Here is a 25755-nt window from a genome sequence, read left to right as displayed (position 1 = left end):
ACATTGAACATTCTGTTTTCTGCTTCTTCAAATCTTGCCATTAATAACTCCTCCTTATAATCATGAAAATCAATAATAATAAAAGGTTATGAAATAAAAAACAATTTTCAGTTTTCATAACTATTAATAAATTATATTAACTTAATAGTATTTAAAGGTTTAGTTAAAACCCCTAAAATAATAAAAAAATTGTTAATTAAATCTTAACAATTTTTAAGCCAACATTTTCACACAATTTAGGAAGATTTCTGAAAGTGTTTTTATTATACTCCTGAGTTTCATAATCGAGCAGGGTCCAGTCAACCAGATTCGGATTGGTTTTCGCATCATAATCCTTAACTGAATCATATTTCCAGCCCAAGTTAACCTTGAGTTTGTACCATGCATTATGTTCCCTTTGAGCCAAATAGTCGATGGAATCCTCATCAAAACCGGAGATAGGTTTTCCTGTGCTTTCGACATCGACCACATCATAGCCAAGTTCGGATAAAATTTTAACCAGGAAATCTGTTTGCTTATAGTTGGAATATTTGATGTAATCAGGCAAATCATCGAATTGCTGCGAATCTTCATGGGATTCCATGTAAAACTTATGCATCTCAAATGTTAAAAGCCTCTTTTTGGTTCTTACAACCTTCAATCCGAGTGATTCCATAAGATGAGGAATATTCTTTACAGGATCTATATCATATTGTTGAATATCAGGTGTCAAATCATCCCATGGAACCAAATATGGAGTTACAAGATTATTCAGATCTTTATTTTCACCAAAAGTCCAACCTGTTCCAATTTTTTCATCACACCATTCCTTATGCTCATAAATGGCCAAATCCAAAACCTCATCTTCGGAAAATTCCAAAATAGCTTCCCTTTCATCTTCAGCAAGTGCAATTTCACATCCTATAATGTCAAGTTTTCCTGGAATAGACCTTGCTTGCCTGATATTTGCAATCTTAAGCTGAGGAGTCAGTTCCTCAAATGAACACAGACCGTTGTATTTTTTCATGAACCCCTCATCAGGCTCTTCACCATTGGCAATCATTTCATCATGCTGCTTTTGAGTAGTTTCAACATACTGCCGATGAATCTGAACTGCAATTCTTTCGACATTTCTAATCAAGATGTCCGGAGCCTGAGATTCCTCATGGACAATTTCCTTTAAAATATTGTCCTGTTCAACATCAGTGATTATTCTAAGTCCAAATTTAAAAATGCTTCTTAAGGACAATACATTCTTAAGAAGTTCTTCCTTATCTTCGGAAAATCCAAGTCCCATTGAACCTTCCTTTACTATGTATTCAACATCCATTCCCCTATCGTCAATATCTAAAAGCAATTCGTTGACATGGCTTCTTTTCTTATCCTTAACACCGAAAGGCTGTCTGTTCCATTCCTGAAGTTCATCACATAATATCAGAAGGAATGCCAACGGAGATTGTGAAGGATGCAATGATTTTAACTCAAATGGACTTTTCTGCAAAACGTTCCTATAGTAGTTATGCAGTAAGATGGCTGTTGCACTGTCCACAATGGGATAGAAGAAAAAGTCATGATTTTTCGCATATTTCTGAATCAGATACCCGTAGGAGTTCATTACCAGTATAGATGAGAAAAATCCATGGTCGATAAATCCGCTCTCACCCATTATGTCAACAAAAGAGTCCAAATGCTTTACCACATCATTGACGTCAACGCTTTTAAAGTCTGTTGCAATCTTATGAGCCATAATGTCTGTTGGTTTAAATAAATTCAAAAATTTAGCCTCCGGATAGACGGAAGTATAGCTATCTGCAAAGTCCGGCTCTATTTTAACGATAGTGTTGAACTCATTAAAGTCCTTGAAGTCAATTGCAGTGTCAGCATCATAGCTACTGGAAATTGATTTGATTCCATCGTTTAAAAATTTCTTCAACTGTTTACCAATGATTTCAACAGGATATCCTATATCATGGAAAAGTGCAGCTACACCCCAGCGGTATAAAAATTCCTCATGGGAAAACTCCCCGTCAATCTTGTAGAACTTTTCATAAGGGCTTTTGAGAATATAGTCTTTAAACTTATCCCTGTAACTTTTATTTTGGGAATAGATTGCCAAACCCAAAAGGAAAACATTAACAGAGTGAATAAAATGATCTCTTTGTTTTTCTATTAGGTCTCCTGTGTTTTCTTCGTATTTTTTCATTATTTTAACCAAATCCAAAAGAGTATTTGGTTCCCCAACAAGACTGATTTTCTCACTATTGGATTCGTCTGACTTGTTTTCTGTTGAAATTTGATAAATCATGAAAAAAGTTCTATAGATTTCATAAGCATTGTATGAGTTTTCGTTATCCAAGAAAACATCAATTCCTGCCTTCAATAACATTTTATAATAGTGATTGTTATGATAGTCATCATATAGAACCAATTCATCGAAAAATTCATTAATGTATTGACGCAAATTACTTTCACTCATAATTAAACCTCTGTTATTATTAATTTAAATAATTTTTTTAACCAATCATTTAAAAGACATAACTTGTATATCCTTTATCACTGCTGGAGGAACCGCCACTGCTGCTTGATCCATATCCTCCATAACTCCAACTGTCACCACCAGTAGTATATGAACTATCTGTTGAATAATATGAATCTGATGAAGATGAAGATGATGAATCAGAAGTGGACGGACTTGAATAGGATGAACTTACATCTCCAACAACACTCTGGGTTTGTTCCACCGCATTGACCACATTAGAACCACTGGTAGTGTTATCAAACTTAAACTTATCTGTAGGATTATGGAACTTGAGGCTGTTCCAGCATGCCATCAGAAGATTCTTACTTGTAGACTGCAGCATGATAGTGTTATTATACTCAATGTTTTTAACAAATATGGAATAGGTACCATTCTTTTCATACACGACAACATTGTCCTCCTTGATTTTCTTAGAGTTATATTCTGTTGAATTCTTAAGAGCAATCATTTTAGATATACTTGATTTTTTTGATATATTTGAATTACAGCTGGTAATGTTAATGCCATTTTCCTTATCCACATAATGGAAAATACCGTCCTTATCTGCATTGGATGAGGCATTGTCCTGAATTGGAACATTCATGTATGCAGACTTACTCAATACTATAGTAGTCTGATTCATGTCTACAGTTGGAGTGCTAAATAAAGAATAACCTCCAATAACAGCAATAGCCACCACAACAATAGCTACAATTAGAATTATTTTTTTAATATCCATTTTAACACCACTCAAAAATTCAAAGCTCAGCTTCACCTTGAGCTATTACCCTATTTTTAGCATCAAGCAGGTTTACTTCAACTCTTGTAATGTCTTTTGTGCCCGAAACATCAGAACCTAACAGATAACCGTCATTGACCCTCTGAATATCTGAGATTTCGGTTTCAGTAGTATTTACCAGGTTACCTGTCTTGTCATAGAAATCACATGAGACAACATACTTTCCAACAGGCTCTGGAGAAATTATTCCACCTACAAAATATGAATAATTCCAGGAGTATCCTTTTTTACGCACATCATCTACATGAAAATCAGTTACGTTAATCTTTACATCCCCAGGATTTAGAGGTACCGTGTTTTCATCTTCTGCATGTTGAACAAAATTCATATAAGCAAAAATGCCTGCAATAACCACAACAATCAATGCAATAGCAATAACAATTGGCTTTTTATGTTTTTTTATAATGTAAGATAAACTTCTTTTCTTGTCTTTTTGCTGTTTAACCAAAACTGAAAGGATAGAAATCAGCTCATCAAATTTTGATTCGACATTTTCATGAGCATCAATTACCCGATTGTCATCGATGAAAAATGGAAATCCTCCCCCAAATTCAGTATCGTCAATTTTATAAATCAGAACCGGCACATCACTGCCGAATGCAAGGTCGGCTTCTGTATTGACAATATTGGAATCTTTTGAATATTTGGAATAAATTAAAATCATTACATGAGAATTTTCAATCGCATTATCACTCGCCTCTATAATATCATTTGCACCTACATCACGGCTTTTAATCCAACAGGACAGTTCGTTTTTTTCCAAAACATTACAAATCCTGCTTGCAACTTCCTGATCATTGACATCATAACAAATATATACATCCTGACTCATTAACAAATCACCCCTTACTGAACAACAAAATTATTGCTTTCTGCATTAGCCAATACCTTACCTGAACTGTCACGTACTTCCAATGAAACTTTAGATGCAGTATTTTTGTCACCATAGTATATGCCTAAAGTATTATCATTGATGTCGCCCACCTTTGTTTCATTACTCATTACAACTTTTCCGGATTCATCCAAAAAGTCTATGTGAACAATATTAGATGAATCACTTACGTTTGAAGATATTGATCCGAATACAAAATAAGAATATTTCCAAGAATAACCTTTACCGGTGTCATCATCCATCTGTATGTAATCAATGGAAACCAACGATTGAGAAGAGTTTGTACCGTTAGAATTCATACTCGTTCCGTTAAATGCAACAAAACCAACAACAGCTATCAGAATAATTGCTACAATTGCAATTACATGATACTTATGATTGTCGAAAAAACCGCCCTTTTCTTCATCACTATGCATTGGGACAAAACCTCTGTCAGGACGTTTTCCTTCAATTAAACGGCGGGCCCCCATTACCATTACATCATATGAATCTTCAGGATTTGGAAATGCATTCAGCCATTGTTTATTTCTTAAAAAAGTTTTCATTTTATCTTTGGGCAACGAATCATCTATATTAACCGGTAAAATTTCCTTGTTGTTAATATAAGCTTTTTGAATTTCTTTAGTTACATATTTAGATGACTGGGAATTTTTTGAAAATACCAAAACTACGATTTTTGCATTTTCCAAACCTAGCATGATTTCTTCAGCATAATTTTCACCGGGCCGAACATTTCTAGGAGCAATCCAGCATGAAAGACCATTTTTTTCAAAATGACTACAGATTCCTTCTGCAATTTCCTGGTCTGAAGACGAATAACTAATAAAAATATCCTTGTTCATGAATTCACCTTAACTCTTTTAAATTCCATCCAATAATTAAATATAACATGATAAATATGTTTTATTAATATTTAACATGTAACATGAACTTATTGAACAAAGCACAGAAATATTTGACTACTTAAAAAATTTAAGTAAAAATATTCGTAAATATTATATTTTATATAATACATTAAATTTAAGTCATGTAAAGCAAAAGCTTTCATTAAGAATAGTTGTCAGATAAGTCGGAGTGATTACTCACTCTTTCTCTCTTTTGAACGGCCCTGTCAGTTTTCGACAAGCCGCTCAAGCATATTATTTACCTAAAGCAAATACCCATCAAATTCTAACCATATAAACACCTAAAACAGATTTGAACGTTGTTTTCTCAAAAGATTCATCAAAAGATTTATCATATGAGTTGCCATATAACTCTCCTAACAGGATTAACAACATATTAATAGTTGTACTGACATAAAACTCTCAAAAAAATAAATAATGAGTTCATATAACAAAATTTAAAAGAAAATTGCTTGTCGCACTAAAAAAAGAAAAGAAAAATAAAAGCAAAATATTTAATGCTTTTATTTTAATCCGGCTGAAGTTGCTCTTCCACTTGAAATTTTCTCCCACCAGTTACCATACTTTTTGGCACTTGCCTTGAGAGTCACTTTAGAACTTGCAGATCCAGCATAATTCACAACAGCAGAAGTTACAGTAACCTTATGTGTTCCAGCAGGCAACATATTAGTGGAATAAGCACAAACACCTTTACCCTTACCATAATTACCAGAAACCAAAACAATAGACTTCATATTCTTACCAGAACCAATAGTCAACTTAACTTTAACACCATTAACATACCTCTTACCTGTTTTATCCTTCACAACAATAGAAATACTGAAACCTTTAGCAGTAGTCTTAGGAGTAACAATAAACTTCAAAGGAGTCTGCTTAACCACAGAAATAACAGAACTAACAGACTTGCAAGTATATCCCGCATGTGAAAAACTCACAATAACCTTGTGATTGCCTAAAGATAAATATTTAATCAAATTAAAGTAAGCAACACCATTGGAATTAGTTGCAGTAGATGTATAAGGCTTAAATTTCTTGCCAGTGTAAACCTTCAAAGTGACTTTAACCTTGGAAATGCTCTTACCGCTTGAATCTTTTAAAGTGATAGCCCACTTGCCGGCCTTCTTATAGGCAAATGTCTGCTTATTAACCTTAATTTTTGCAGTGTTTTTAGTAACAGTAATCTTAATTTCACCATCAACGGAATTGTGAACATTATCAGGAGTGGTGGTTACTTTTAAAGTATAAGTGCCTACAGCCAAATTGGAAACACCAACAGTATTGTCTTTTAAAGTAATCTTAGCTTTCTGACCAACAACACTAATATCTTCCAGTTTAACGCTGCAACCTTCCAAGGTTAAAACAACAGATCCAGATTTGGCATACTTAAAGGAAATGGCGTTCTTACTGAAACTTACTTTTGAATCAATTTTATTTACCACAATATTTATAGTTGCATTAACAGGCTCATGGTTTTTATCCGGAATGGATGAAAGATGCAAAGTGTATTTGCCCACAGTCAACTTGGATACAGAAATAACATTCTTATCATTAATCTTAACAACAGCTTCAGAATGACCCTCAACATAACAGTCTGACTCCTTAACTGTACATCCATCCAAAATCAAAGTAGTAGTTCCAACAGATTCATAATCAAATACAATGTCCCCAGTATAATCAATTTTAGATTTGGACTTGCTAACACTTACATTGATAGTTCCTGAAACAGAATTATGATTGCTGTCAGGGGTTGTAGTAACTTTTAAAGTGTAATCACCAACATCCAAACCGGAAACTGCAATCTTATTATCTTTATATGTCGGTTTAACTTCAGATCCAACAATAATGACACCACTAATGGAAATACTGCCACCAACAACATTAACACCAACAGACCCTGAACCACCATAATCATATGAAATCAGATTACTGTCAAAATCAATAGAAGAATCAACTCTGTTCACAGTAATTCCGACAGTTTTAGTTACAGCCACATGGTTGGAATCAGGAGAAGAGGTAACGCTTAATGTATACTTGCCCACATCCAAACCAGAAACAATAATAGAACCATCTTTTAAATGAATTTCAGCTTCACCATGATTTAAAACACGAATATTACCTTCAGAAATAGTACCTCCAGCTACATTAACACCAACAGAACCAGAACCTCCATAATCAAATACCACATCATTTGTAAAGTTTATAGAGGAGCTGGCTTTAGTGACAATAACATCAATGCTGTTTGTAAAATCATTATGATTCTTGTCACCGATTGAAGTTACAGTTAATGTATAAGTATTCGCATTCAAACCAGAAACAGTTACAACATTGCCGTTTAACTGAATTTTAGCCTCAGGATGATTTAAAACATGAATATTGTCCTTAGAAAGACTGCCGTCAATAACATTAACACCAACAGAACCAGAACCACCATAGACAAATGACAATTCTTTTTTATCAAATTCAACACTTGAATCAACTTTTTTGACAGTCACACCAACGAATCGGGTAACGGATTTATGATTTGAATCAGGAGTAGATGTGACACTTAAATTATAAAAGCCAACATCCAAGCCAGAAACGGTAACCATATTATTGTCATTAATCTCAATCAAAGCATCGAAGCCAACAACCTTAATGTCATTGACATCAACACTGCATCCATCCAAAATCAGAGTAGTGGTGCCTGAAGAACCATAATCAAATGATATATCATTAGTAAACCCAACACTTGAATCGGATTTTGCAACAGTAATTTCAGCTGTTTTGGTTACTGCTTTATGATTGCGGTCCGGAGTTGAAACAACACGCAAAGTGTAATTACCAGCAGCCAAATTGGAAACGGTAATATTATCCCCAACAACACTTATAACAGCCTCATTGTGATTGATGACACTAACTCCACTTCTTTCAACACTACATCCACTCATTATCACACCAGTTGAACCGGAACTTCCATAATTAAAACTGACATTATTTTTAAATGACAGTTCACTATCAATTTTATTAACAATGACTGAAGTTGTACCTGTTACTGAATTATGATTCTTGTCAGGAGAGGTTACAACTCGTAAAATGTATGTACCAGCATCCAAATTGGAAACAGTAATCTCGCGACCATTCAAACTGATTTTGGCATTATCATAATCATCAACACTAATTCCAGAATATTTAACATCCCCACCAATTACAGTTACATTTGTAGAACCAAAACCACCATAATCAAATATTACTGCATTAGTAAGACCAATAACAGAATCGACCTTATTTACAACAATATCAACATTGCGTGTAATAGGATTATGATTCTTATCAGGAGATGTGGTGACACGCAAGGTGTATCTACCTGCATCCAAATTTGAAACAGTAATCTTATAGTTATTTAAACTGATTTTAGCATTCTCCTCACCGACAACACTAATGTCTGAAAGTGAAACATCATCTCCACCAGCAGTGATTACAGTAGAACCAGAATCACCATAATCAAAGACAATATCATCACTTAAAACAAGTACTGAATCAACTTTATTGACATAAACATTAACTGTAGCATTTACAGCATTATGGTTGCTATCCGGAGTTGTGGTAACCTGTAAAGTGTAGCTACCGGCATCCAAATCACTAACGGTAATAGATTTGCCGTTGTAAGTAATTTTAGCATCACTCTGATCAATAACACTAATATCAGAAAGCAATAATTTACCACCATCTACACTAACACTTGTAGAACCAGATGAGCCATAGTCAAATGAAATATCATTAAACTCAACAGTTGAATTAGCCTTATTTACAATAACCGGAACGGTTGCCTCAACAGATCTGTGATTTTCATCAGGAGTGGTAATGACTTTTAAAGTGTAAACCCCAACATTCAAATTTGATACGAAGATGATATTATTAGAGGTCATGGTAATATCTGCTTCACTGTGACCAACAATACTAATATCAGACGGTGAAACACCACCACCAATTACCTTAATCCATGTAGAACCAGAACCACCATAATCAAAGACAATATCTCCACCAAAGTTAACATTTGAAAGCATCTTATTAACAGTAATATCTAAAGATTTAGAAATGGCATTATGATTTTTATCCGGATTTGAAACTACAGTCAACATATAACTACCATAATTCAAATTGGAAATTGTAAATTCATCACCGTTATTTGCAATAATAGCTTCAGGATGGTTATCTACTCCAATTTTACCAACACTGCCTCCACCAACAGTAATTTTAACTGAAGCAGAATCTCCTTGGTCAAATACCAATCCAGTTTCACTAAAGCCAATAGTTGAATCAATTTTATTAACAATAACGTTAATTGTTTTAGTTACTGATTTATAATTTTTGTTCGGAGTTGTGGTAACCTGCAAAGTATAACTACCAGCATCCAAACCAGAAACAGTAATTTCATTGTTTTTAAGAGCAATATTAGCTTGAGCACCAATAACTTTTATATTATTTAAATCAACACTACATCCAGTGAGAACCAAAGCTGTAGAATCTGAACCACCATAATCAAATGATAATGGCTGATTTACAAATATAACATCTGATGCAATTTCATTAACAGTTACGCCTATAGTCTTGGTAACTGATTTATGATTATTATCAGGGGTTGTAGTAACCTGCAAAGTATAACTACCAGCATCCAAACCAGAAACACTAATGACTTTGCCGCTGAAGACAACAGTGGCCTCAGGATGATTTAAAATTTTAATGTTATTTGAATTAATACTGCAACCACTAAACTCAATACTGGTTGAATCAGAACTACCATAATCAAAAACAATTGCTTTTGTAATATTTAAACTAGAATCAACCTTACCAACTGTAATTGAAGTAGTTTCAGTAACGGCTTTATGATTATCATCAGGAGTTGTAGTAACTTGCAAAGTATAATTACCCGCATCCAAACCAGAAACACTAATCTCATCATTATAAATGTCAATTACCGCTTCAGGATGATTTAAGACTCCCACATTATTGCGTGAAACAGAACCCCCAATTACTTCAACATTTGATGAACCAGTTTGACCATAATTAAAAGATATTGGGCTCAAAACAAGACTGGAATCTATCTTGTTAACGATTATTGTTGTGTTTGTAGTAACTGCATTATGGTTATCATCAGGAGTTGAAGTAACTTCTAAAATATACTCACCAGCATTCAAACCAGAAACACTAATCTCATCATTATAAATGTCAATTACCGCTTCAGGATGATTTAAAACTCTAACATTATCACGAATAACCTGACCACCATCAACATTGAACTCCACATAACCAGATTTACCATAATCAAAAGATACAGGGCTTAAAACAAGACCTGAATCAATTTTATTTACAACAATGTTAGTTGAGCGAGTTACAGAATTATAATTTGTATTTGGAGTAGATATGACTTGCAAAGTATAGATTCCGGCAGTTAAATTGGAAACAGTAATTTCAGCACTAGTTGAAGAAACACTATTTAAAGAAATAATCGCTTCTGGATGATTAATAACAGCAATATTTTCCAGTTGAACAGAACATCCTTGAAGATATACTCCTATTTTTCCACTATCCAAATAATTAAATGTAAGTACTTCTGGAACAAAAGAAACAAGTGAATTGATATTGTTGTTAATGATAATATTGTTTAATCTAGCAGTGCTGAATTCCGTATATTCCCCATCAACATAAGCTTCAACGGAATAATTTCCGGGAGTAAACGGTATTGAATAGTTAGCAAGCCCCTCCTCATTAGTTCTCACATCAACATATTTATTATTCTCTTCAAAGTGAAGTGTTATGGTGAAATCTTTAAACACATCACCAGTTGAAGGATTGAATAATTTGAGATTTAAAAGTCTGCAATCTTCAGCTTGGGAAATTACTATACTTCCAACATAACTAGAAATAACAAAATTTGATTCAACAGTGTTTACTTCAACATGAGGCATTGAAACACTTGCACTAACATTATATCTGCCTGGAGGTAATTTAACTTCATAATTCACCATACCATTTGAATCTGTGAATAGTATTTTAGAAGTGTTATTTTCTAATATAATTGTAACAGGAGCATCAACAATAGGCTGATTAGTTTTTGAATTAATTAGTTTAAATGTTAAATTAGTATCATTATAATATTTACCAACTTGAGCAATAGTTAAATTACCGAAGCATCTAAGTACATGAACTGACACATAATCTGAAACAGGATAGTTTGAATCATCACCTTCAAAATTTACCTCAATAATATAATCACCGTAATCAGATAAATAATCTGAAATAGGAAAACTAGCCACACCATTGAAATCTGTTTTTGCAGAATAATTTCTGCCACCAATTACAAATGTAATATTTTTATCAGATAAATCTTGACTATTGGATAATTTAACCGTTAACATGGTATTTTCATCTAAAACAAATGATAAATTATTAACTTCCAAAATAGGCATATATCTTATGATAGCACTAATATTTTTTGAAATTGGCACGTTAAATTCATCTCCTTCAAATTTTACATTAACCAAATATTCACCAACATCAGTTAATGCATTTTCAATATTTAACTCTATTAATCCACTAGAATCTGTTGTACATTCATATGTTTTATTGTTGGCGAAAACAGTAATTCTTTTACCAGATAATCCACCACGACTATCAGACAAATTAATGATTAAAATACATTCACTTCCTTTAATGAAAAATGAATCATTAACATTTAAAACAGAATCATATTTAATAAAAACACTAGCGTTAACTGAAATAGGTATGCTAAAGTCATCCCCATCAAAAGAAACATTTACAATATAATTGCCTGATTCAGATAAGAAATTTTTAACATTTAATTCGGCTATTCCATTCGAATTAGTTTTATTTGTAACATGATTGCCATTAATTGTAAACTTAATGTACTTATTAGCAATAGGCACATCATCATCCAACAAGTAAACCTTTAAAATAGCATCTTCTTCTTTAGAGATGAATAGGTCATTAACCTTTAAATCATACTCATTATGATATAAAACATTAGTTGGAACTATATCAAATTTACAGTTTTTAATATTATAATCCGTTGCACCATTGTAAAATTCAAAATAATTAGTCGAACTACCATTTTCAAATGTGCATCTGGTAATGGTAAAATCATCCCCTGCACTCCAATAGATTGCACTTCCTTGTTCAGTTGAAGAACAATTTATAAAATGACATTTATTTAGTGACATATTTCTATCATCTTGGAAATATAAGGTACCTTTAACAGAAGAGCAATTAATAAAATAACAGTTATCTATTGTGAAATTTGAACATTTGTTGTAGTAGATAACAGACCCATATTTTGCAACATTATTTTTAAAGGTACAATTTAATAAATTACGTCCATTCGCATAGTTACCCGAAGGTGATCTAAAATAAATTATACCCATATCACTTGCAAAATTATTGAAAAAATTGCAATTTTCAAAAGAAGATGAAAAAATATTAGCGCTATAATAAATAACTCCCCCATTAGTTGCATTATTTCCTATAAAATTACAATTTAAAGCTGAAATCATTCCATAAATCGCACCACCATAGTTACTAGCATAATTATTAACAAAACTACAATTCACAGCAGAACCAGAACCCATAGCGCCACCTCTATTAGCTGAATTATTAATAAAAGTACAATTCACAGCAGAACCACCACCCATCGCACCATAACTATTAGCTGAATTATTAATAAAAGTACAATTCACAGCAGAACCAGCACCCATCGCACCACAGTCTCCTCCTGCAGAATTATTAACAAAACTACAATTCACAGCAGAACCAGCACCCATCACACCATTGTTACTGGTTGCAGAATTATTAACAAAACTACAATTTACAACTTTAAAGTTATTTTGATATCCATTTATTCCACCATATTTATTATAAGCATGATTATTAATAAAACTACAATTAAAAAATAATGAATCAGACCACATTTCATACACAGCCCCACCATTTTTTGCAGAATTATTAATAAAACGACAATTATCCAAATTAACTGCAACTCTAGCAATATCTATCGCACCTCCAGCACCTTGAGCATTGTTTCTTTCAAAAACAGAATTTCTAATCATACCAGTATCCTTTCTAGAAGAAGGATAATAATCCCAATATATAGCTCCACTAGAACCACCCGTAGCAAAATTACTAAAAAAACTACAATTCACGATAGAACCACTTCCTTTAATGTAAAAAGCACCAGCTGCTTTTGCAGAATTATTAACAAAACTACAATTCACCACAGAAGTTCCAGGATAGTTTAAATAAATAGCGCCTCCAATACCACTAGCCAAATTATTAAAAAAACTACAATTCACAACAGAACCTATCCCTTTAACGAAAATAGCACCTCCAGAACCACTAGCCAAATTATTAAAAAAACTACAATTCACAACAGAACCATCACCAGAAAAATAAATAGCACCCCCATCGCCAGCAGAATTACCAGAAAAACTACAATTCACAGCAGAACCAGCACGGATAGCACCTCCTTGACTAGCCGAATTATTAACAAAACTACAATTCACAGCAGAAACCATACTAATTGCACCCCCTTGACTAGCCGAATTATTAACAAAACTACAATTCACTGCGTTACAGGATCCATGGATAGCACCACCATACTCAGTTGCATTACCATTTTTAAAAGTAATATTTTTAAAAGTAACACTCTTTGCTGATACAGTAAATAATCGTACACTATTATTTCCATCAACAATTGCATCATTAATACCGATGAAATTCAATTGCTTATTTACACTGATAGTACTATTAAACACATATGTTCCACTTAAAACAATAGTATCTCCCTGTTTAGAACTAGAAACAACAGTTTGAAGTTCTTCAAAATTCGCAGGAGTAAAATTAGAACATAAAACTTCAGAATACACACTTGTACTTAATTCTTCAACATCTTCACTACCCAATCCATCTTGAGCATGATTAATTTTCTCAACGCTCACCAAATCATCATCAATTTGTGAAATGCTTGTTGCATTCAAATCACTTGCACTGACAGACGTTACAGTAAAAATACATAACATCAACAATATCAGAACAAATACATTTCTTTTATTGAAAATTCTCATTCCTCCTATAAAATTGAAAATAAAAAATTTTTATTCGTTTACTATAGAATAATTTTTATTGAATATTTAATATAAGTCATATAAATCAAAAGCTTTCATTAAAAAAAAGAGAGAGGTAAAATAAAAGCAGAATTAACCGCTTTTATTTCAACCCATAGGATGTGTTGATTCCGTTTGAGATTTTCTCCCACCAAGAACCATACTTTTTGGCACTTGCCTTGAGAGTCACCTTATAAGCAGCAGATCCCACATACTTAATATCAGCAGAGGTCACGCTAACCTTGTGAGTTCCGGCAGGCATCATATTGGTGGAATAAGCGCAAACACCTTTACCATTACCATAGTTACAGGAAACCAATGTAACAGTCTTTATGTTTTTACCTGAACCAACAGTCATCTTAACCTTAACGCCATTGACAAACTTCTTGCCAGATTTATCCTTAACCATGACTGAAACAGAAAATCCTTTAGAAGTGGTTCTGGAAATAACCTTAATCTTAACCTGAGTCTGTTTGACTACATTAATGGATGAGCTGACAGCCTTACAGTTATAGTTTTTATTTGAAAAGCTCACAACAACCTTATGGTTTCCCAATACCAATTCATTAATCTTGTTAAAGTAAGCACACCATTGGAATTGGTAGCGGTGGAATTATAAGTCTTAAACTTCTTGCCAGTGAAAACCTTCAAAGTGACTTTCACATTGGAAATTGCCTTACCTGTGGAATCCTTTAAAGTAATTGCCCACTTGCCATTTTTATTATAGGCAAAAGTCTGCTTTTTAACGGTAATCTGGGCAGTATCTTTACCAGCAACAGGAACAATCTTTTCAACAGAATTATTGATAAAACTGCAGTCCACACAGGATATGCCGCTGCCCTCAAATGCAATGCCATTCATGAAAGTGATATTTTCAAATACAACACCTTTCGCATTTACTGCAAATAATTTTATACTGTTATTTCCATCGATTGTAGCATTGTTTTTTCCAACAAATGTTAAAGAACTGTTAACTGCAATTGTATCTTCAAATAAATTGTATCCATCAATAGTTATGATGTCCCATCGCTGGCATTATCAACCACCGTTTGAATTTCACTGAAATTCTGTGGAGTATAGTTAACGCTTAAAATCTCAGGTTCATTATTTTTACCAACACTCAACTTAGGAGCATCTTCCAAACTTGCCCCATCATCAATTTGCGAAATCACCGTTTCGTTTAAATCACTTGCACTGACAGATGTTAAGCCGAAAACACATAACACCAACAATATCAGAGCAAATACATATTTTTTATTGAAAATTAGTATTACTCCTAAAAATTTTATTCATTAAATACAGATATTATTTCTATTGAATAATCAATATCAGATAAAGCAAAAGATTTCATTAAAAAAAAAAGAGAATGATAAAATAAAAGCAGATATGCCACTTTTATTTTAATCCGGCTGAAGTTGCTCTTCCACTTGAAATTTTCTCCCACCAGTTACCATACTTTTTGGCACTTGCCTTGAGAGTCACTTTAGAACTTGCAGATCCAGCATAATTCACAACAGCAGAAGTTACAGTAACCTTATGTGTTCCAGCAGGCAACATATTAGTGGAATAAGCACAAACACCTTTACCCTTACCATAATTACCAGAAACCAAAACAATAGACTTCATATTCTTACCAGAACCAATAGTCAACTTAACTTTAACACCATTAACATACCTCTTACCTGTTTTATCCTTCACAACAATAGAAATACTGAAACCTTTAGCAGTAGTCTTAGGAGTAACAATAAACTTCAAAGGAGTCTGCTTAACCACAGAAATAACAGAACTAACAGACTTGCAAGTATATCCCGCATGTGAAAAACTCACAATAACCTTGTGATTGCCTAAAGATAAATATTTAATCAAATTAAAGTAAGCAACACCATTGGAATTAGTTGCAGTAGATGTATAAGGCTTAAATTTCTTGCCAGTGTAAACCTTCAAAGTGACTTTAACCTTGGAAATGCTCTTACCGCTTGAATCTTTTAAAGTGATAGCCCAGTTACCTGCTTTTTTATAAGCAAAAATCTGCTTTTTAACAGTAATTTTAGCAGTATTCTTAATTACAACAACAGGAATAGACCTCACAACAGAATTATAATTGCTGTTAACAGGCTGAGTAATGACCTTTAAAACATACCTTCCAACAGCTAAACCTGAAACAGTGATTACATTATCCTTAAGAACAGGCTTAACGCTCTTGCCTTCAATACTCATACTTGCAACCTTACAGTTATCCAAAACAATTGCAGTGGAACCTGACTTGGAATACTTAAATGAAATGGAATTCTCAATGAAAATAAGATCTGAATCAAGCTTATTTACAGTAACAGACAATGTAGCAGTAGAAGACCTATGATTTTCATCAGGAGTAGATTCAACAGACAATGTATAATTTCCCGCATTCAAACCAGAAACGCTAACAACATTATTACTGTTAATACTAATCAAAGCTTCATCATGACCAATGACTTTAAGATTGGAAAGTGATACAGTACAGCCCTCCAAAATCAAAGTTGTTGAGCCAGAACCAAGATAATCAAATTCAATCGGATTGGAAAATCCTACTTTTGAGCTGGCCTTATTTACAGTGACACCAACAGTGCGAGTTACGGCATTGTGATTGGAATCAGGAGTGGAAGTAACTCTTAAAGTATAACTGCCCACAGCCAAATTGGAAACACTTACAACATTACCATTAATACGTATAACCGCCTCAGGATGATTGTCAACCTTAATGTTTCCCAAAGTAACGCTGCAACCAGTTAATATCAAATTAGTGGAACCAGAACCACCATAATCATAATTAATAGCTTTTGAAAATTTGACATCAGAATCAGCTTTGCTAACAGTAACCACAATAGTGTCGGTAACCGCATTGTGGTTGGAATCAGGAACTGAAGTGATTCTTAAAGTATAACCGCCAACAGACAAATTGGAAACAGTAACAACATTATTATTGACATCAATTATGGCTTCAGGATGGCCATCAACACTGATACCCTCACGAACGATGCCACAACCGGTTAAAGTCAAAGCAGCAGAACCGGATTTGCCATAAACAAAAGATATTGCCTTATCGAAACTGATTTTGGAATCAACCTTACTGACAGTGATTGTAGTAGTTTTTGTCACTGCCTTATGATTGGAATCCGGAGTGGAAGTAATTCTTAAAGTATAACTGCCCACAGGCAAATTGGAAACAGTGATTGCATTGTTTACAACACCTATGAAAGCTTCAGGATGACCATCAACACTAACACCATTAAAATCAACACTTCCACCATTGACATTAACATTGGTTGAACCAGAATCACCATAGCTGAATGAAACAGGCTTTGCAATAGTAATTGAAGAATCCACCTTATTTACTGTAATTCCAACAGTTCTTGTAACTGAATTGTGATATTCATCAGGAGTGGATACGACACGCAAAGTGTAACTGCCCGCAGCAAGACCAGAAACAGTAATCTTATTGCCGCTTACAACAATAGAAGCTTCAGGATGACCATCAACACTAACCTTCTCACGAATCACAGTACATCCCTCTAAAGTTAAAGTGGTGGAACCGGATTTCAAATAATCAAATACAATGGCATTATTGAATTTGACAACAGAATCATCCTTACCCGCAGTGGAAATCACAATATTTTGCAATTCTGCAATTGGAAATTCCTTAAAACCACTGGAATCAACACTAGCCACAACACCATAAGTACCCAGACCAAACATCAAAGGCACACTCACACAACCACTTGAATCAGTAGTAACAGCTGTCTCATAACCATTCGGATTGAACTGCAACTTAACCGGAATGCTGCCGTAAACATCACCATTGACCGGATTAACCAACTTAATATTCAAAGTCTTATTATTATTGGAAGTGGAAAGCTCAATAACACCTGAAATCTTAGAAATCACAATATTATCCATTTCAACAGTATTAACATCAACATTTTGAGTAGTTACATAAGCCTTAACTGAATAATTGCCCGGTTCAAATGAAGACATGGAATAAGTAACCATACCATTGGGATCTGTTGAAATATCAGCAGACTGATACAAATTACCGTTCAAATAAATATCCACATGAATCGGAACATAACTTTTAACCTTATTATCAGAACCAACAACTTTAAATGACAAAGACTTATCACCATAATACTTACCATACGGAGTAACAGTCAAAGTGGCTCTATACATATTCACCTTAACGTTGATTGTTTTTGAAACCTCACTGTTAATAGAATCCCCTGCATAGCTAACAATAACCTCATGACTGCCTAAACCGCCAATATACTCCTTAGCATTAAAGCTAACAATACCATCGGAAGAGGTAGTTCTACTATAACTGTTACCGTTTACACTAAATGTAACCTGTTTATTTGAAAGAGGACCTGCTACATTTGACAGAGTAGCTCGAATAGTACACTGTTCACCATTTACTATGGAAAAGTCATCAGCAGACAATATTGTATTATAATGACAAATTACCTCTTTTGGAGTTACATCAAAAATTGAATCCAATATTTCATATTTTTCAGAGCCAGGGAATGTAATTGCTTCTTGACCATTATAATTTGAATTTGTGAAATTTGAATTTTTAATTATTGTGTTTTTTGTAAATCCAATATCTAATGAATTACCATATAATTCTGCAGAACAGCTATCAAATAAACAGTCTGAAATATTTAAATTAGTTGCAGGATTAACATGAATTGCACCACCAGTCATTTTTGCATGAGAATTTATAAACTCACTATTGGATAAATTAAAGTTAGTCACATCATTAATATAAAGTGAACCTGCAAAATTTCCAGAATCACTATCCTTGAAATACAAATCATTCAAATTGGCATTAGTTGTAGTTAAAATACATACTGAACCTCCTGTGAGATTTGAAGATGAATTTAAAAAATCACAGTTATCAATAATTACATTTGGAACATTCTTGGAATAAACTGACCCACCTTCCATATTTGAATAAGAATCTGAAAAATTACAATCTGAAATAGTTAATAAGTTTCCAGTATTGACTACCCTTACAGAACCGCCAAATCCATTTGATTTACATGAATCGAAGTCACAACCTAAGATATTTATATTACTACAAGAATCAGATGAAATAGCACCTCCATCATTGACAACGGTAAAACATTCATAAAAATCACAGTCAATAATGTTTACATCTTTAACCCCATAAATGTCCATAGCTCCACCATAAGTATGAGCTTGACACTTTTCAAAGTAAATGTCTTTAATTTTTAGATAATTTCCACCATTAGAGCAAATTGCACCACCACCCAGTTCTTTAGAGGAGGTATTATAAAACTCACAACCATTAATTTCAACATCATTAACAGTGCCATAAAATCCTACTGGAGAAGATTTACCTGAACAATCCTCAAATTTAGAATTGTTAATTACAATATTATTAGACTTAAATATATCAACAGCACTAGATCCTTCTGAGGAAGTGCAACTTTTAAAAGTAGAATTTAAAATTTTAATATTGTTAAATCCTTCCCCAATATAAATTGCACCACCATTATTAGCAGAAGATTTAATAAAATCACAATTTTTAATCACTACATTTGATTGCTGAGAATCAAACCTAATTGAACCGCCCATCCTTGCGGCATTATTAATAAAAGTACAATTTTCAATGGATTTCCCATTTTTAATTGCACCCCCAAAATTTTTCGCAGAATTATTAATGAAATTGCAATTATAATAACTGCCCCATGCGCCAGCACCACCACAATCGTCAGCAGTATTTCCAATGAAAGTACAATCTGTTAAAACACCTCCACTAACTGCACCACTATCAGAAGATGCATGATTATTTTTAAAAGTACAGTTTGAAATTGTTCCATCCGTATATTTTAGATAGACTGCACCACCCCATGGAGCAGAATTTCCTTCAAAATTGGAGTTGATAATATCCACAGAACTACTTTCATAACGTGAAATAGCCCCTCCGTCTTGAGATGCAACATTATTTTTGAAAGTACAATTATCAATTAATAACTCTCTTGAATTGCCTTGGATACGAATTGCACCACCATAGATGGCGCGACAATTTATAACTGTTGAATCAATTATTTTTATATTATTTGCACCTCTAGATACTATTGCACCCCCATTACCTTCTGTGGCTGAACATCCTTCAATAGTACAATTGATTATTTCACCAGAATTTTCTATACAAATTGCTCCACCAGAGCCATCTCCAACTTTACTATTTGTAAAATATGAATTTGTAATTTTACAATATGCAGTGCCGCTAATAAATAATGTTCCACCGCGATAAGCTGCATAAGACTTTAAAAATTTACAGTTATCAAAAATAACTTGGCCACTGTAAGCATCTATAGTGCCCCCATATCTACCATATCCATTTTTGAAAGTGATATTTTTAAATGTAACGATTGAATTTTCAATTCCAAAAATTCTATTATCTTCACCATCGAATGTTGCACCGTTGGTTCCTATAAATGTCAACTCTTTACTTATAGTATAATCATGAATTTTATATGTTCCACTTAATACAATTGTATCTCCTGCATTTGCACTTGAAATATCTGATTTTAACTGTGAAACGCTTGTTGGATAGTATGTAGCTGATAGAGTATTAGACTGATTATCCAATACTAAAACTTCATCAGATTCCTCAACAGAAGTTAATTTTGTAGTTTCATCATTTAAAATATTATCAGACATATCTTCAATAAGACCTACATCAGTAGCATTCAAATCACTTGCACTGACAGACGTTACAGTAAAAATACATAACATCAACAATATCAGAACAAATACATGTTTTTTATTAAAAATCCTCATTCCTCCTATAAAATTGAAAATAAAAAAATTTTATTCGTTAAATATGAAATTATTTTTATTGAATATGTAATATAAGTCGTATAAAGCAAAAGCTTTCATTAAGAAACTCATATCGAATGATTAAAATAGCAACACTTCAAAACATTAATTCAACAACTAATATGCAGGTGATTACAATTTCACTAAAAGACTTTAGACATTCACTCGAGGACAATACCGAAAAACTGTTATATGCAAGCAGATGGGTTCTCTCACCAATGTATATCCTGCTGATTGTGGTGCTTATCTTAATACTCATTAAGTTTGTGGGGGATGTGGCCCGTTTCATTTCAATTATGGGCACACTGACAGACAATGAATGGATAGTTCAGGTTTTGGAACTGCTGGATTTGACTCTGGTAGCCAATCTGGTTTTGATTGTTGCATTTTCAGGATATGAAAATTTCATATCAAAAATTGATGTGGCTGACTCACATATCGACCGCCCATCCTGGATGGGTAGGCTGGACTTTTCAGGACTTAAGCTTAAAATTATCGGTTCTGTTGTTGCAATATCCCTTATAGAACTGCTGCAGGACTTTTTGAATGCAACATCAAGAATTGACCCCAATATGGAATTTTGGAGAATTGCCCTTCATTTAACATTTGTTGCAACAGGTCTGGTATTTGCAGGAATGGAGATACTGTCCGAAAAAAGGCATGAAATGAAAAACAAGGATCAATTTTCAGAGCTTGAAAATGATTTTTAATTTGTAAATTTAATCTACCTAATATTTTTATTTTTTAAATTGTAAATTAAATTAATAAAAAAAAATAGAATAGAGGATTATTCCTCTGAATTAATACCTTTTTCAGCTAAAAATTCATTTTGAACTTTAACGACTTCGGCGCTGCTGTCAGCTTCACTGTAAGCCTCAAGCAAGTCATGATTCAGTTCCAAAAAAGTATGACCCCATTTAAAGCCATCCATCAAATCCCGAGCCTCATCCTTGAAGCGGGTGATGTACAATGTAGCTGATATGGCCTCAACGGTTGACAAAATGCATGGCTTTCCGTAATTGACAGGATTTGTTGCCACCAGAAACGGAAGAGACCTGTGATACTTTGAAAGAGAGAAGAATTTTTTAGAGCTTGAAACCTCGTTCCATGAACAGTCAAGCCCTACAACTCCTCTTCTGTGGACATATCTGTAGTCCTCATATGATACAGCTTTTTCAGCATATGGATTTAGAACTATTGCACCTGAGGGTATCTTGTTGATGTTATAAACCAACCTGCATTTGCCCATTTTCTCCATTTTGATGGAAGTGCATTTTTTCCTGTCACATTCATCTGCATGAAAAACTGTAATTTTCATTTTATTGTGCCTCTTGTGAAGCAGAATTCAATGCTGAGGTATTACCTGCCTTGTACTGTCTTACAAGTTCCATTTGCTGTGCAAATTCATCTGCAGTAAGTCCGAATTCATCATTGATGGAAGGAACGTTTTTGCTTTCCTTCAATGTGACACTTTTAAGCAGCGGCTCAACATAACCCTTATATACTTCACCGAATGTGTTGAACGCAGATATGTTTAGGTCAGTTTTGGAATCTATTATCATATAGATTAAATAACCCTGTTTTTCTTTTTGGCATTGACAGATTACAATGTTCAATGTCTTGTTGGTATTGTTTCCTTCAATTGCCTGTGAGAAGTATATGTTCCAATCATTGCCATTTAAAGTACGTTTTTCAGGATTCATAACACCCTGAAGGTAATAAATGTCCATCAGTGCAGTTGAATTGTCAACAGTTGAAATATTGTATGTAATCTTGTGTTTGCTGTCCTCATAAGATTGCATGAATTCTGATGAGTTGTTGACCAATTTAGTTTTTCCTGAAAAAGAACCTTCCATGAATGAATTGGAGAACTTGGAAGTTTCTCCCACAATAGTTGTATTAGATCCACCACCCATAGTGGTAAATATAGCTGCTGCAACGGCAATTATCGCTATAGCCACTATGGCAATTAAAATTATATTTTTCTTTTCCATTATGTTAACTCCATAACTTATATTAGTATTTTTTATAAATTCTATTTTATAAAGTTTGGTTTACTAAAAAAGTATTTTTATTAAAAAAAATAAAAAATAATATTAAAAATAATTATTAGGTCAAAATATGAACAAGAAACTGCAATATCAACTGTTATTACTTGTTTTAATAACAATTGTAATATTTAATCTTGCAATTGTCCTCACTTCCAATCAACAGGATGCGGATAACTTTTATAATGTTACGGAAGTTGGGCACAATGTAAATGGAACAGTGTATAAAATTGTAGCAGGAAATGTCTCATCAAATGATACCGTGGGCGTTATCTTAGGAGTACATCCAAGAGAACATGAAATACATGAAGCAATCAATAAGACAGTCTATAACATTACCCACAGCAACGACAAGAACCTTACCAAAAAATTTGTAATATATTACGTTACCGTCAAGGACAATTTGACATCACGTGATGACACAAGACCTGCAGGAGAAATATTGGCAAACAAGTTTGTCGTCAACAACATTGCAAAGGACAAACCGTTCTTCGTTATTGATGTTCATGAGATAAATCCGGATTATGAGTATTCCAATTTCATATTCCCTCTATCAAATAGAACAGCCAAAATTAATTCATACATTTCAACATTATCCAAAGATGTCAATTTAGTTGATTATGAATTCAGTGAAGGAACAAGTCCTGAAAGAGTAACAAAACCGATTGCTAAAAAAGGCATTCCAACAGCACTCATGGAAACTTCAATTACAGATTCACAAACACAAAAGCACCAAACTGCTATAAATCTCATAAACAGTTTAGATAAATTACAACCTTAATGAGTGATTATTATGAATAACATTCGTGGAATTTTAATCGGAAGAATGCAACCAGTCCACAACGGACATATTCAAGTTATAAACAAGATTCTTGAAGAGGTGGATGAAATCATTATCGGAATAGGCAGCGCTCAACTGAGCCATGAGCTGAAAGATCCATTTACCGCAGGTGAAAGAATTGTGATGATGAGCCAGGCATTGGCTGAAATGGACATAGATCCCAAAAGGTATTATATCATACCTATGGAAGACATCAATTTCAATGCCATCTGGCCGTCCCATGTCAAAATGATGACTCCGCCCTTTTCAATAGTTTACTCAGGAAATCCATTAGTGAAACAGTTATTTAATGAAGAGGGCTTTGAAGTAAGACAACCTCCTCTTTATGACAGACTGCATTTATCCGGAACAGAAGTAAGGCGCAGGATTCTGGAAGATGAAAACTGGCAGGAACTAGTTCCGAAGGCAACAGCCAATTTGATTTTAGAGGTAAACGGCGTGGAAAGACTTAAAAACCTATCCGTAAAAGAGGTCAGTGATATATAACAATAGTTATTTATATTATGAAAATATATTATCAAATGGAGAGATAAAATGGTTGTACGTGTAATCGAAGCAAAAGAAGACAAAGTCACAACAGCAGATTTGATTGCTGAATTGAAAAAAAGTACAAAAATTGATTATTCCGGTGCAATTTTCACATTTGAAGGAATTGTACGTGGAAAAGAAGAAAATATGAACTTGAAAAAACTCATTCTTACAACTCCAGATAAGGAAAAGACAAAATCCGAAATTGAAAAAATCGTTGAAAACGCTAAAATCAAATATAATGTCCATGAGATTTCAGTTGTTCACTACATCGGAGAATTCTACACTGGCGACATGTTATTTTTAGTTGCAGTTTTAGGTGCACACAGAGGAGAAACTCTCGACGCTTTAAAAGAAGTTATTGAAACTGTAAAATACGATGTTGAATTCAAAAAAGAAGAAATTTCCGAAGAGGGTACAAAAACAATCCTTGCAGGAGGATAAATTAATCCGATTACGGATTTTATTTTTAATTATTAAAAAAGCAGAATAACAATTTTTATTATAATTAGGATTAACGGGATTTTAATCCCGCCTGATCCAAACTTATTTTCCAATAATTACTTCAGTTGATTTGATAATTGCAGTAACATCATCGCCTTCAGCTAAACCTAATTTTTCAGCAGACTCTTTAGTAATAATAGCAGTAATAACATTAGGTTCACTTACTTCGATTTTAATATTTGCCATAACGGTTCCTTTTTCAACACCAGTAATTTTACCTTTTAATTGATTTCTAGCACTTAACTCCATAATTACATCTCCTTATTTTTTTATAAAAACACAAATAACCTCAAATCTATTTTCCAATAATTACTTCAGTTGATTTGATAATTGCAGTAACATCATCGCCTTCAGCTAAACCTAATTTTTCAGCAGACTCTTTAGTAATAATAGCAGTAATAACATTAGGTTCACTTACTTCGATTTTAATATTTGCCATAACGGTTCCTTTTTCGATATTTGTTACTTTTCCAGTTAATTGATTTCTTGCACTTAATTGCATAATTTTCACATCCATATGTTTTTGACAATTAAAGATTGTATCGAATTGTATATAAATGTTTCGTTTTTTCTATGAAAAAAGGTTTTTAAAATCGATTACAGAAAATAGTTCATATCGACATATATATAAAAAATTATAGAAAATAAAATAATTAAAAAACATTATTTAAAGTAAATTAGAATAATATGAGATATATTAATAAAAA

17 protein-coding genes are annotated in these 25755 nt (G+C 33.3%); 4 read left to right on the top strand and 13 right to left on the bottom strand.

Annotated elements, in window-relative coordinates:
- Positions 1-196 precede the first annotated feature (196 nt).
- The 9 genes from Q0P94_RS07765 to Q0P94_RS07725 form a co-directional block, all read right to left on the bottom strand.
- Entirely contained in the window at positions 197-2455 is a 2259-nt protein-coding gene (locus Q0P94_RS07765) for a RyR domain-containing protein (protein WP_295115381.1), read from the bottom strand.
- A 49-nt stretch (positions 2456-2504) separates the two neighbouring features.
- Entirely contained in the window at positions 2505-3236 is a 732-nt protein-coding gene (locus tag Q0P94_RS07760; protein ID WP_295115379.1) for a hypothetical protein, read from the bottom strand.
- Positions 3237-3255: 19 nt separating this feature from the next.
- Positions 3256-4128: a toll/interleukin-1 receptor domain-containing protein gene (locus tag Q0P94_RS07755; protein ID WP_295115377.1), complete on the bottom strand. Its 873-nt coding sequence runs from the start codon at positions 4126-4128 to the stop codon at positions 3256-3258.
- Between the two features lie 14 nt (positions 4129-4142).
- On the bottom strand, positions 4143-5030 hold the full coding sequence (locus tag Q0P94_RS07750) for a toll/interleukin-1 receptor domain-containing protein (protein ID WP_295115375.1): 888 nt from the start codon (positions 5028-5030) through the stop codon (positions 4143-4145).
- 566 nt (positions 5031-5596) lie between these two features.
- Positions 5597-14206, bottom strand: coding sequence for a hypothetical protein (locus Q0P94_RS07745; RefSeq protein ID WP_295115373.1), 8610 nt, complete (start codon positions 14204-14206; stop codon positions 5597-5599).
- A gap of 142 nt (positions 14207-14348) precedes the next feature.
- The gene (locus Q0P94_RS07740) at positions 14349-14780 is read right to left on the bottom strand and encodes a hypothetical protein (protein WP_295115372.1); all 432 of its coding nucleotides are present in this window, start codon (positions 14778-14780) and stop codon (positions 14349-14351) included.
- Positions 14777-15106, bottom strand: a complete 330-nt coding sequence (locus tag Q0P94_RS07735; protein WP_295115370.1) for a hypothetical protein — start codon at positions 15104-15106, stop codon at positions 14777-14779. The genes Q0P94_RS07740 and Q0P94_RS07735 overlap by 4 nt, the downstream gene beginning before the upstream one ends.
- A 152-nt stretch (positions 15107-15258) precedes the next feature.
- Positions 15259-15474 carry a hypothetical protein gene (locus Q0P94_RS07730; RefSeq protein WP_295115368.1) on the bottom strand — a complete coding sequence of 72 codons (216 nt, stop codon included), beginning with the start codon at positions 15472-15474 and terminating at the stop codon, positions 15259-15261.
- 166 nt (positions 15475-15640) lie between these two features.
- Positions 15641-21088 (bottom strand): right-handed parallel beta-helix repeat-containing protein, encoded by a 5448-nt coding sequence (locus tag Q0P94_RS07725; RefSeq protein ID WP_295115367.1) that lies wholly within the window; start codon positions 21086-21088, stop codon positions 15641-15643.
- 116 nt (positions 21089-21204) lie between these two features.
- Here Q0P94_RS07725 and Q0P94_RS07720 point away from each other — a divergent pair, with 116 nt between their 5' ends.
- Positions 21205-21837, top strand: a complete 633-nt coding sequence (locus Q0P94_RS07720) for a YqhA family protein (protein WP_295115365.1) — start codon at positions 21205-21207, stop codon at positions 21835-21837.
- 77 nt (positions 21838-21914) lie between these two features.
- Here Q0P94_RS07720 and Q0P94_RS07715 read toward each other — a convergent pair whose 3' ends face one another.
- Positions 21915-22445: a DUF367 family protein gene (locus tag Q0P94_RS07715; protein WP_295115363.1), complete on the bottom strand. Its 531-nt coding sequence runs from the start codon at positions 22443-22445 to the stop codon at positions 21915-21917.
- A 1-nt stretch (position 22446) separates the two neighbouring features.
- Positions 22447-23121 (bottom strand): hypothetical protein, encoded by a 675-nt coding sequence (locus tag Q0P94_RS07710; RefSeq protein WP_295115361.1) that lies wholly within the window; start codon positions 23119-23121, stop codon positions 22447-22449.
- A 127-nt stretch (positions 23122-23248) separates the two neighbouring features.
- Here Q0P94_RS07710 and Q0P94_RS07705 point away from each other — a divergent pair, with 127 nt between their 5' ends.
- Genes Q0P94_RS07705 through Q0P94_RS07695 form a run of 3 tightly spaced genes read left to right on the top strand, consistent with a single transcriptional unit; the run spans position 23249 to position 24988 of the window.
- Positions 23249-23956, top strand: a complete 708-nt coding sequence (locus Q0P94_RS07705) for a hypothetical protein (protein WP_295115359.1) — start codon at positions 23249-23251, stop codon at positions 23954-23956.
- A gap of 12 nt (positions 23957-23968) precedes the next feature.
- The gene (locus Q0P94_RS07700) at positions 23969-24502 is read left to right on the top strand and encodes a nicotinamide-nucleotide adenylyltransferase (RefSeq protein WP_295115357.1); all 534 of its coding nucleotides are present in this window, start codon (positions 23969-23971) and stop codon (positions 24500-24502) included.
- Positions 24503-24550: 48 nt separating this feature from the next.
- On the top strand, positions 24551-24988 hold the full coding sequence (locus Q0P94_RS07695; RefSeq protein WP_295115355.1) for a molybdenum cofactor biosynthesis protein MoaE: 438 nt from the start codon (positions 24551-24553) through the stop codon (positions 24986-24988).
- 102 nt (positions 24989-25090) lie between these two features.
- On the opposite strand, the gene Q0P94_RS07690 is transcribed toward Q0P94_RS07695, so the two are convergent.
- Positions 25091-25297 (bottom strand): molybdopterin-binding protein, encoded by a 207-nt coding sequence (locus Q0P94_RS07690; protein ID WP_295115353.1) that lies wholly within the window; start codon positions 25295-25297, stop codon positions 25091-25093.
- A gap of 46 nt (positions 25298-25343) precedes the next feature.
- A complete protein-coding gene (locus tag Q0P94_RS07685; RefSeq protein WP_295115350.1) occupies positions 25344-25550 on the bottom strand; it encodes a molybdopterin-binding protein in 207 nt (68 codons plus the stop codon).
- Between the last annotated feature and the right edge of the window lie 205 nt (positions 25551-25755).

The organism is uncultured Methanobrevibacter sp., from assembly GCF_946184425.1.
Lineage (GTDB): Archaea > Methanobacteriota > Methanobacteria > Methanobacteriales > Methanobacteriaceae > Methanocatella.
The sequence above is the reverse complement of the archived record's forward strand: the minus strand, read 5'-3'. Positions and strand labels throughout refer to the sequence as shown.

What these genes read in the sequence shown, in the direction of transcription:
- Q0P94_RS07765 (WP_295115381.1), bottom strand. Translation starts at nt 2,455, where the DNA reads ATGAGTGAAAGTAATTTGCGTCAATACATTAATGAATTTTTCGATGAA.
- Q0P94_RS07760 (WP_295115379.1), bottom strand. Translation starts at nt 3,236, where the DNA reads ATGGATATTAAAAAAATAATTCTAATTGTAGCTATTGTTGTGGTGGCT.
- Q0P94_RS07755 (WP_295115377.1), bottom strand. Translation starts at nt 4,128, where the DNA reads ATGAGTCAGGATGTATATATTTGTTATGATGTCAATGATCAGGAAGTT.
- Q0P94_RS07750 (WP_295115375.1), bottom strand. Translation starts at nt 5,030, where the DNA reads ATGAACAAGGATATTTTTATTAGTTATTCGTCTTCAGACCAGGAAATT.
- Q0P94_RS07745 (WP_295115373.1), bottom strand. Translation starts at nt 14,206, where the DNA reads ATGAGAATTTTCAATAAAAGAAATGTATTTGTTCTGATATTGTTGATG.
- Q0P94_RS07735 (WP_295115370.1), bottom strand. Translation starts at nt 15,106, where the DNA reads ATGAATGGCATTGCATTTGAGGGCAGCGGCATATCCTGTGTGGACTGC.
- Q0P94_RS07725 (WP_295115367.1), bottom strand. Translation starts at nt 21,088, where the DNA reads ATGAGGATTTTTAATAAAAAACATGTATTTGTTCTGATATTGTTGATG.
- Q0P94_RS07720 (WP_295115365.1), top strand. Translation starts at nt 21,205, where the DNA reads ATGATTAAAATAGCAACACTTCAAAACATTAATTCAACAACTAATATG.
- Q0P94_RS07715 (WP_295115363.1), bottom strand. Translation starts at nt 22,445, where the DNA reads ATGAAAATTACAGTTTTTCATGCAGATGAATGTGACAGGAAAAAATGC.
- Q0P94_RS07710 (WP_295115361.1), bottom strand. Translation starts at nt 23,121, where the DNA reads ATGGAAAAGAAAAATATAATTTTAATTGCCATAGTGGCTATAGCGATA.
- Q0P94_RS07705 (WP_295115359.1), top strand. Translation starts at nt 23,249, where the DNA reads ATGAACAAGAAACTGCAATATCAACTGTTATTACTTGTTTTAATAACA.
- Q0P94_RS07700 (WP_295115357.1), top strand. Translation starts at nt 23,969, where the DNA reads ATGAATAACATTCGTGGAATTTTAATCGGAAGAATGCAACCAGTCCAC.
- Q0P94_RS07695 (WP_295115355.1), top strand. Translation starts at nt 24,551, where the DNA reads ATGGTTGTACGTGTAATCGAAGCAAAAGAAGACAAAGTCACAACAGCA.
- Q0P94_RS07690 (WP_295115353.1), bottom strand. Translation starts at nt 25,297, where the DNA reads ATGGAGTTAAGTGCTAGAAATCAATTAAAAGGTAAAATTACTGGTGTT.
- Q0P94_RS07685 (WP_295115350.1), bottom strand. Translation starts at nt 25,550, where the DNA reads ATGCAATTAAGTGCAAGAAATCAATTAACTGGAAAAGTAACAAATATC.